The sequence below is a fragment of the Microbacterium sp. genome (assembly GCF_051953575.1).
Classification (GTDB): Bacteria; Actinomycetota; Actinomycetes; order Actinomycetales; family Microbacteriaceae; genus Microbacterium.
In genome coordinates, this window is the sequence record NZ_JBQCIP010000137.1 from 1 (window position 1) to 6,901 (window position 6,901).

The 6,901-nt window shown below is 71.8% G+C and carries 8 protein-coding genes; 3 read left to right on the plus strand and 5 right to left on the minus strand.

From position 1 onward, the window contains the following. Positions 1–75: 75 nt before the first annotated feature. Positions 76–885: an HAD-IIA family hydrolase gene (locus tag ACTHNQ_RS08735; RefSeq protein WP_440332888.1), complete on the plus strand. Its 810-nt coding sequence runs from the start codon at positions 76–78 to the stop codon at positions 883–885. Between the two features lie 129 nt (positions 886–1,014). Here the strand turns inward: ACTHNQ_RS08735 and ACTHNQ_RS08740 are convergent, their stop codons facing one another. Beyond that, positions 1,015–2,025, minus strand: coding sequence for an aldo/keto reductase (locus tag ACTHNQ_RS08740; RefSeq protein WP_440332890.1), 1,011 nt, complete (start codon positions 2,023–2,025; stop codon positions 1,015–1,017). Positions 2,026–2,091: 66 nt separating this feature from the next. Here ACTHNQ_RS08740 and pdxR point away from each other — a divergent pair, with 66 nt between their 5' ends. Beyond that, a complete protein-coding gene (gene pdxR / locus ACTHNQ_RS08745) occupies positions 2,092–3,516 on the plus strand; it encodes a MocR-like pyridoxine biosynthesis transcription factor PdxR (protein WP_440332892.1) in 1,425 nt (474 codons plus the stop codon). A 126-nt stretch (positions 3,517–3,642) separates the two neighbouring features. Here pdxR and ACTHNQ_RS08750 read toward each other — a convergent pair whose 3' ends face one another. The 4 genes from ACTHNQ_RS08750 to ACTHNQ_RS08765 form a co-directional block, all read right to left on the minus strand. Beyond that, positions 3,643–4,530, minus strand: a complete 888-nt coding sequence (locus ACTHNQ_RS08750) for an RNA polymerase sigma-70 factor (protein WP_440332894.1) — start codon at positions 4,528–4,530, stop codon at positions 3,643–3,645. A 10-nt stretch (positions 4,531–4,540) separates the two neighbouring features. Continuing rightward, a complete protein-coding gene (locus ACTHNQ_RS08755; protein ID WP_440332896.1) occupies positions 4,541–5,128 on the minus strand; it encodes a carboxymuconolactone decarboxylase family protein in 588 nt (195 codons plus the stop codon). Positions 5,129–5,208: 80 nt separating this feature from the next. Next, complete coding sequence (gene pyrE / locus ACTHNQ_RS08760; RefSeq protein ID WP_440332898.1) at positions 5,209–5,787, minus strand: orotate phosphoribosyltransferase; 579 nt, start codon at positions 5,785–5,787, stop codon at positions 5,209–5,211. Positions 5,788–5,854: 67 nt separating this feature from the next. After that, positions 5,855–6,652, minus strand: coding sequence for a S1 family peptidase (locus ACTHNQ_RS08765; RefSeq protein WP_440332900.1), 798 nt, complete (start codon positions 6,650–6,652; stop codon positions 5,855–5,857). A 100-nt stretch (positions 6,653–6,752) separates the two neighbouring features. Between ACTHNQ_RS08765 and ACTHNQ_RS08770 the strand changes: the two genes are divergently transcribed. After that, positions 6,753–6,901: endonuclease/exonuclease/phosphatase family protein (locus tag ACTHNQ_RS08770; RefSeq protein WP_440332902.1), on the plus strand; the 149-nt coding region annotated here is incomplete at its 3' end.

Sequence of the window (6,901 nt, forward strand, 5' to 3'; positions counted from 1 at the left end):
GTCAGGTCGGGAAGGCTGCGGGGGTCCCACGTCACGGCATCGACCCTACGCCTGCGCGGCACCTAGTCTTTACGCATGCGCACGCGGTCCGACATCGAATGCTGGCTCACCGACATGGACGGCGTGCTGGTGCACGAGAACACCCCGATCCCGGGCGCCGCCGAACTGCTCGCGCAGTGGCGCGAGCAGGGCGTGCCGTTCCTGGTGCTCACCAACAACTCGATCTTCACGCCGCGTGATCTGTCGGCACGGCTGCGGGCGTCCGGGCTCATCGTCCCGGAGGAGTCGATCTGGACCTCCGCCCTGGCCACGGCGGATTTTCTGAAGTCGCAGATGCCGGGCGGGTCGGCGTTCGTGATCGGCGAGGCGGGCCTGACGACGGCGCTGCACGAGGCCGGGTTCATCATGACCGAGACCGACCCGGACTACGTGGTGGTCGGCGAGACCCGCAACTACTCGTTCGAGGCGATCACGAAGGCGATCCGCTTCATCGGCGCCGGCGCCCGGTTCATCGCGACGAATCCCGACGCGACCGGACCCTCGACCGAGGGCGTGCTGCCGGCCACGGGCGCGATCTCGGCCCTCATCACGAAGGCGACGGGCATGGAGCCGTACGTCGTCGGCAAGCCCAACCCGATGATGTTCCGCTCGGCGCTCAACCGCATCGGCGCGCACTCCGAGAACACCGGCATGATCGGCGACCGCATGGACACCGACGTCGTCGCCGGCATCGAGGCGGGCCTGCACACCGTCCTCGTGCTCACCGGCATCAGCGATGCCGCCGAGATCGCCCGGTACCCGTTCCGCCCTGACGAGGTGCTGACGTCGGTGGCCGAGCTGCTCGACCCCGAGCCCGTCGAGTCCGAGGACCCCGAGCTGCTCTAGGCCGGTCCCCCGGAACCTCGGACGAGGGATGCCGCGGCCCGCGGCATCCCTCGTCCATCGTCCGCGCCTCCGGCGACGCAGGAGCGGGGCGTCGGGCTTCCGCAGCGCCCGGCGCCCCCCTCCGGCCTGTCACGCCGCGACGGCGGCGACCCCGAGGTCGGCGGCATCCAGGCGTGCGCGCACGTCGGCGTCGAGCTCGAGGTCGGCGGCGGCGAGCAGCTCCTCCAGCTGCGCGACCGTCGACGGCCCGATCACCGGGATCACCGGCACCTCGCCGCCCAGCAACCACGCCAGCGCCACCTGGTTGGGCGTCGCGCCGAGTTCGGCTCCGACGTCGTGAAGCACGCGCACTCGGTCGCGGTTGGAGGCGTGGCGCATGGCGGGCCACATCGGCTTGTCGTCGCGCGTGAACGCTCCCTGGTGCAGGGGCGAGTACGCGGTGATCGTGAGGGGCGGGCGACCGTCGACGCCGGCCGAGGCGACGTAGTCCAGGAGGTCGGGCGACACGTCGTTGGTGCGGCCGAACCCGGGGCTCGGGTACACGTAGCTGTACCCCTGCTGGATCACGCCGTACGGGTCGACGCCCTGCCGGAGGGCCTCGTCGCGCGCCTCGACGAGACGCCAGACCGCGATGTTCGAGATGCCCGAGATGCCGACGAGTCCCTCTCGCTGCAGCTCACCGAACGCGGCGACGGTCTCGGCGACCGGTGTCTCGCGGTCGTCGACGTGGCCATAGAGCACATCGAGCCGCTCGATGCCGAGGTGGCGCAGGCTCTCGCGGGCCTCCCACGCGACGACCTCGGCCGACAGACCCTGGAAGTTGGTCGGCTCGACGTTCTGCAGCGGCAGCGCCGGGTCCTTCTTGGCGGCGCCGAGCTTGGTGGCCAGGCGCACGTCGCCGAGTCCGCCGCGACGAGCGATCCAGTCGCCGAGCACGTCCTCGCTGTCGCGGCCGTGACCGCCGGCCCACGCGCTGTAGTTGTTGGCGGTGTCGACGAACGTGCCGCCGGCGTCGACGAACCGGTCGAGGATCTGCCGCGACGTCGCCGCGTCGGTGAGGGTGCCGAAGTTCATGGCACCGAGGCACAGGGTCGAGACCTCGAAAGAGGTGGTGCCGTTCGAGATGGTGCGGTACTGCATGACGGTCCTTTCGGTGGGGTGCCTCCATGATGGAACGTGAGCGGTCTGGGAGTACGATCCGATTCCATGGCAGAAGCCCAGACCAATCCGATCGCCTGGGAGACCCTTCTCGACCTCGCCGCGTACGACGGCCCGCGTCACGTGCGGCTCGAGCTGGCGGTGCGGGATGCCGTCGCCGCCGGCCGCCTGCCGGCCGGCGCCGCCCTGCCCCCGAGCCGACTGCTCGCGGCCTCGCTCGGCGTCTCGCGGTGGGTCGTCACCGAGGTGTACGGCAGGCTCACGGCCGAGGGGATCCTCGACGCCCGGACGGGGTCGGCGACGCGCGTTACGGCCTCGGTCGCGATCACCGCGCCGCGCCCGGAGCCCTCGCCTGCGGCGCCGCTGCGCCGGCCGCGGTACGACCTCGCCCCCGGCGTGCCCGACCTGCGTCATGCGCCCCGGGCGCTGTGGCTGCGCGCGCTGACCGAGACGCTCGCCGAGACGCCCGATGCCGAGCTCTTCCGGCTGGACGGCGACGTGCCCGCGGCCCGAGCCGCCGTCGCGGCATACCTGTCGCGCTCGCGCTTCGCCCGTGCCAACGCGGCGTCGGTGGTCGTCACGCACGGGGCGACCGACGGCATGCGCCGGGTCGCGCGCACGCTCCGCGGCCTCGGGCACACCGCACTGCTCGTCGAGGATCCGTCCTGGTCGCGCATGCGCCAGGTCGCTGCCGCCGAGGGGCTCGCATCGGTGCCCGTACGGCTCGACGAGCATGGCGTGGACGTCGCGGCGCTGGTGGCGGCATCCGCCCGCACGGGCGCCCGCGCAGCACTCGTGACGCCGGCGCACCAGTTCCCGGTCGGCGCCGCGCTGTCGCCCGAGCGGCGCGAGGGACTCGTCGCGTGGGCGCGTTCGTGCGACGGCGTCGTGATCGAGGACGACTACGACGCCGAGTTCCGCTACGACCGCCGCCCGATCGGCGCCCTGCAGGCCCTGGCCCCCGACCGGGTCGTGCTCGCGGGGAGCCTCAGCAAGACGGCATCCCCCGCCCTGGGTCTCGGCTGGCTCGTGCTGCCGCCGTGGCTGCAGAGGGCGGTCCGGGATGCCGGCGCCCCGGACCCCTCGACGCTCGACCAGCTCGCGCTCGCGCGGTTCCTGACGACCGGCGGTCTCGACCGGCACCTGCGCGCGGCGCGCACCCGCTACCGGCGCCGCCGCGAGGCGCTCCTCGACGCGCTCGCCCGGATGCTGCCGGAGTGCCGGGTCTCGGGCATCGCCGCGGGACTGCACGTCGTGCTCGATCTGCCGCCCGGCGTGCGCGCCGCCGACGTCGTGCGCGCCGCGGAGCCTCACGACCTGGGGCTGACCGACATCCGCCGCTATCGGGTGTCGCCCGACGCGCCGGCGCCCGAGCGGCTCGTGCTCGGCTACGGAGACCTCGCCGACCCCCTCGTCGACGAGGCGGTGCGCCTGCTCGCGACGGTCGTGCGGGACTCCGCCTCTGCCGGGTAGGGTCGCGGCATGATCTCGCAGACCGACCAGACGATCCTGCTGGCGGTCTCGGCCGTCATCGTGCTCACCACCCTCGTCGTCGTGGTGTGGCAGCTGTGGCGGGGCCGTGGAAAGGGCGGCGACTGATCAGCGCGCCACCAGCGCCTCCGCGTCGACCCGGCCGAGCTTGTCGGGGTTCGCGATCGAGTAGATCCGGGTGACCCGCCCGTCCTCGACGGTGAGGGTGACCACGCCCGCCAGCACCCCGTCGAGCTCCATGCGGATGCCGGGCAGGCCGTTGATCCACGCCGGCGAGGCGACGAGCGTCCCCGTGAGCTTGGCCATGCTGCCGACGAGGTAACGCGCCAGCTTGTCGGACCCGATGATCGGGCGCCGTGCCGCGCCGCGGACCTTGCCGCCGCCATCGGCCACCGACACGACGTCGGGCGCCATGACGTCCATGAGCCCCTGCAGGTCGCCGGTGTTGAGCGCCGCCACGAAGCGCTCCACGACCTCCTCGTGCTCGGCCGGCATGACGGTCACACGGGGCCGGCGGGCGGCGACGTGGTCCTTGGCGCGGTGGGCGATCTGCCGCACCGCCGCAGGGCTCTTGCCGACGGCATCCGCGATCTCGTCGTACGGCACATCGAACACCTCGCGCAGCACGAACACCGCGCGCTCGGCCGGCGCGAGGGTCTCGAGCACGGTGAGCATCGCGATCGACAGGCTCTCGGCGAGCTCGACGTCCTCCGCGACATCGGGGCTCGTGAGCAGCGGCTCGGGCAGCCACTCCCCCACGTAGTCCTCGCGGCGGCGCGACAGCGTGCGCAGGTGGTTGAGCGCCTGCCGCGTCACGATCCGAACGAGGTACGCGCGCGGCTCGGCCACCGTCGCCCGGTCGACGGCGGCCCAGCGCAGCCACGACTCCTGCAGGACGTCCTCGGCGTCGGCGGCCGAGCCGAGCATCTCGTAGGCGACGGTGAACAGCAGGTTCCGGTGCACGACGAACGGGTCGTCGGCGTGAGGCGTGCTCATGCGCGCGAGCCTACGCGGCGGATCCGACGGCGGGGCGCTCGGCGAGCGGGGCCAGACCGCACGCGTCGGCGAACTCCTCCGAGTGGATGCCGAGTGCCACGTTCATGCGCGCAGACATGTTCATGAACGCGACGCGGGCCGCCAGTTCGATGAGACCCGCCTCGCCGAGGTCGGCCCGCAGCGCATCCGACAGCTCGTCGGTCACCGTCGGCGACGTGTCGCACATGGCTTCGGCGTACTCCATGACGCGGCGCTCGAGCGGGGTGAACGCGTCCGACTCGCGCCAGCGCGGCACCTGGCGCACCTTGGTCTCGTCCAGACCGTGGTTGTGCGCGACGAAGTAGTTGTAGTCGAGGCAGAAGCTGCAGCCGATCTTCGCGGCGGCGGCCATCACGGCGTACGACGCGAGGTTCGGGTCGAGTTCGTGCCACCCCTCGGTCTTGCGTCCGATGCTCATCGAGTCCTTCATGACCCCTTGGTGGTGCCACAGCACGCCGAGGGAGTCGGGGACCTTGCCGGCCATCCTGCGCGCCACCGCCTTGATGGCCGCGCCCTTCAGGCCGGTGATCTCGGCGGCGGGGATGCGCGTGGTGCTCATGTCTTCCTCCATGTCGTGGAACGGATCGTCCTGCACATGAAGACACCGGCCGCCGCCGGCGTGTGACACCTCTCGCGGGATTACTGCGGCGCGAGACCCAGGTCGTCGAGGTCGATGGCGGCCAGCCACTGGAGCCCTTCGGCCTCGACGGCGGCCTGCGCGCCGGTCTTGCGGTCGACGATGACGGCCACCGCGACGGGCTCGGCGCCCTCGCGGCGCAGCGCCTCGACGGCCTTCAGCGCCGACTGCCCGGTCGTGGAGGTGTCTTCGACGACGACCACGCGCTTGCCGACGATGTCGGCGCCCTCGACCTGGCGGCCGCGGCCGTGGTCCTTCGCCTCTTTGCGCACCACGAACGCGTCGAGCGACGCATCGGTGCGTGCCGACTCGTGCATGACGGCGTTGGCGATCGGGTCGGCGCCGAGCGTCAGCCCGCCGACCGCGACGATGCCGTCGACGTCGCGGATGAGGTCGAGCATGATGCGGCCGATCGCGGGGGCCGCGCGGTGGTCGAGCGTGAGGCGGCGCATGTCGACGTAGTACGTCGCCTTCTTGCCGCTGGAGAGCGTGAAGTCGCCGTGGAACACCGCCTCGTCCTTGATGAGGCCGATGAGGCGCTGGCGGTCGGCTTCGAGCTCGGACGTGGAGGCGGCGGTCATGCCGTCGATTCTACGGATGCCGCATCCCCACACCCGAGCCCGCTCAGCCGGTCAGGCCCTCAGCCCCTCAGCCGAGGAACGTCGCAAGCCAGTCGAGGTCGTCCGCGCGGTCGAGGCGGTAGACGCCGCCGGTGCCCGCGCACGTCTCGTTCTTGCCGAACGACGTGACACCCGCGATGACGTCCGAGCTGCCGATGAAGTTGGGGCCGCCCGAGTCGCCCGAACACGTGCCGCCGGTGTTCGCGTTGTTCGACAGGATCAGCGAGCCGTCGCCGGTGTAACCGGTGTTGATCGAGACGAGCCGGGGCGTCGACACCATGCGCAGCCGCTCGGCCTGGGTCTTCCACGACGCCGCGTCGGGGAAGCTCTTCTGCAGCCCGTAGCCGACGGCGGTGAAGCTGCGGTCCTGCTGCCCCTTCTTGTTCGCCAGCACGTCGAGCTGGTTGAGGGCCGGCAGCGACGCGTAGTGGTCGAGGATCACCGGCTCGTCGAGCACCACGACGCCGAGGTCGTAGAGGTAGAACGCCGCGTCGTCGTACTGCGGGTGCGTGTACGGCGTGCCCGACACCTCGCCGGTGTTCGGGTAGCCGTGAGCCGCGGCATCCCTCACGTCGTCGTCGAACCACAGCTCGACGTGCGTCGCCCCGAACGTGCAGTGGCCGGCCGTGACGTACACGGTCGGCGAGACGAGGGTGCCGCTGCAGCGCCAGGCCGGGCCGTCCTCGTCGAAGGCGACCATGAGGCCGACCTGGGGGTGGCCGTCGCCGTCGGGGACGCCGTCGGTGATCGCCTGGGCCGGTGTGCCGACCGACAGGAAAAGCAGAGCCGCTGCGGCAGCGGCGAACGCGAGCGCGGGTTTGCGCATGTCATACCCCTTCCCTGGGTATGCGCGAGCCTGTCAGCCCGCCCCACCGTCTGGCAAGAGGCGACGAGCGACGTCGGCGGCCCCGAATAGGCTTGACCCCATGCGTCTGGCCACCTGGAACGTCAACTCCATCCGCGCGCGGGTCGACCGCATCGTCGACTTCGCGGTGCGCGAGCACATCGATGTGCTCGCCATGCAGGAGATCAAGTGCAAGACGGAACAGTTCCCGTTCGACCGGTTCGAAGAGGC

Excerpts from the sequence above, each read along its gene's own strand:
- ACTHNQ_RS08735 (WP_440332888.1), top strand. The coding sequence starts at position 76 with ATGCGCACGCGGTCCGACATCGAATGCTGGCTCACCGACATGGACGGC.
- ACTHNQ_RS08740 (WP_440332890.1), bottom strand. The coding sequence starts at position 2,025 with ATGCAGTACCGCACCATCTCGAACGGCACCACCTCTTTCGAGGTCTCG.
- pdxR (WP_440332892.1), top strand. The coding sequence starts at position 2,092 with ATGGCAGAAGCCCAGACCAATCCGATCGCCTGGGAGACCCTTCTCGAC.
- ACTHNQ_RS08750 (WP_440332894.1), bottom strand. The coding sequence starts at position 4,530 with ATGAGCACGCCTCACGCCGACGACCCGTTCGTCGTGCACCGGAACCTG.
- ACTHNQ_RS08755 (WP_440332896.1), bottom strand. The coding sequence starts at position 5,128 with ATGAGCACCACGCGCATCCCCGCCGCCGAGATCACCGGCCTGAAGGGC.
- pyrE (WP_440332898.1), bottom strand. The coding sequence starts at position 5,787 with ATGACCGCCGCCTCCACGTCCGAGCTCGAAGCCGACCGCCAGCGCCTC.
- ACTHNQ_RS08765 (WP_440332900.1), bottom strand. The coding sequence starts at position 6,652 with ATGCGCAAACCCGCGCTCGCGTTCGCCGCTGCCGCAGCGGCTCTGCTT.